At 69.9% G+C, this 1760-nt stretch carries 1 protein-coding gene; it reads right to left on the minus strand.

Annotated features, from left to right (window positions below):
* Window positions 1-5: 5 nt before the first annotated feature.
* A partial coding sequence (locus tag E4099_RS31735) for an acetyl/propionyl/methylcrotonyl-CoA carboxylase subunit alpha (RefSeq protein ID WP_135342544.1) occupies window positions 6-1760 on the minus strand: 1755 nt, incomplete at its 5' end.

Consider the following 1760-nt stretch of genomic DNA (forward strand, 5'->3'; position numbering starts at 1 on the left):
CTGGGTCAGTCCTTGATCTCGCAGATGACCGCGCCGGCGGTGATGGTGGAGCCGACCTCGGCGCTCAGGCCCTTGACGGTGCCCGCCCGGTGCGCGTTCAGGGGCTGTTCCATCTTCATCGCCTCCAGGACGACCACCAGCTCGCCCTCGGCGACCTGCTGACCCTCCTCGACCGCGATCTTCACGATCGTGCCCTGCATCGGCGAGGCCAAGGCGTCACCCGAGACGGCCGACCCCGACTTCTTGGCCGCCTTCCGCTTGGGCTTGCGCGACCCACCCGCGGCCGCACCACCCTGCGCGGACACCACACCCAGCGAGGCGGGCAGCGACACCTCCAGCCGCTTCCCACCGACCTCGACCACCACCGTCTCCCGCGGCTCGGCCTCGGCCTCCTCTCCGGGCACCGCAGGAGTGAACGGCGCGATGGTGTTGTCGAACTCCGTCTCGATCCACCGCGTGTGCACCCTAAACGGATCCGAGGTGAACGCCTCATCGGCCACCACCGCACGATGGAACGGAATGGCCGTGGCCATGCCCTCCACCTGGAACTCCCCCAGCGCACGCGCCGCACGCTGCAGCGCCTGCTCCCGGGTAGCACCGGTGACCACCAGCTTGGCCAGCAGCGAGTCCCACGCCGGACCGATCACACTGCCGGCCTCCACACCCGCGTCCAACCGCACCCCAGGACCGCTGGGCGCGTCGAAACGGGTCACCGTGCCGGGGGCGGGCAGGAAGTTGCGGCCCGGGTCCTCACCATTGATCCGGAACTCGAACGAGTGCCCCCGCACCACCGGGTCCCCGTAGCCGAGCTCCTCACCGTCGGCGATCCGGAACATCTCCCGGACCAGGTCGATACCGGTGACCTCCTCGGTCACCGGGTGCTCGACCTGCAGACGCGTGTTGACCTCCAGGAAGGAGATCGTGCCGTCATTGCCGACCAGGAACTCCACCGTGCCCGCGCCCTCGTACCCGGCCTCCTTCAAGATGGCCTTCGACGCCGCGTACAGCTGCGCGTTCTGCTCCTCGGACAGAAACGGCGCGGGAGCCTCCTCCACGAGCTTCTGGTGCCGGCGCTGGAGGGAGCAGTCGCGAGTGGAGACGACCACGACGTTGCCGTGCTTGTCGGCCAGGCACTGGGTCTCCACATGCCTGGGCTTGTCCAGGTAGCGCTCCACGAAGCACTCACCGCGACCGAAGGCGGCCACCGCCTCCCGGACCGCGGACTCGTACAGCTCCGGGACCTCCTCCAGGGTGCGGGCGACCTTCAGACCGCGCCCGCCGCCACCGAAGGCGGCCTTGATCGCGATGGGCAGGCCGTGCTCGGCGGCGAAGGCCACCACCTCGTCCGCACCATTGACCGGGTCGGGGGTACCGGCGACCAGGGGCGCGCCGGCACGCTGGGCGATGTGCCGGGCGGCGACCTTGTCACCCAGGTCCCTTATGGCCTGCGGCGGCGGGCCGATCCAGATCAGACCCGCGTCCAGCACCGCCTGCGCGAAGTCCGCGTTCTCGGACAGGAACCCGTACCCCGGATGCACCGCGTCCGCACCCGACTGGGCCGCCGCGTCCAACACCTTGGCGATGTCCAGATAACTGGCCGCCGGGGTGTCACCGCCCAGCGCGTAGGCTTCGTCGGCCGCGCGCACATGCACAGCGTCCCGATCCGGATCGGCGTAGACGGCTACGCTCGCGATCCCGGCATCCCGACAGGCACGGGCAACGCGGACAGCGATTTCGCCACGGTTGGCGATGAGCACCTT

This window comes from Streptomyces palmae (assembly GCF_004684805.1).
Taxonomy (GTDB): Bacteria; Actinomycetota; Actinomycetes; order Streptomycetales; family Streptomycetaceae; genus Streptomyces; species Streptomyces palmae.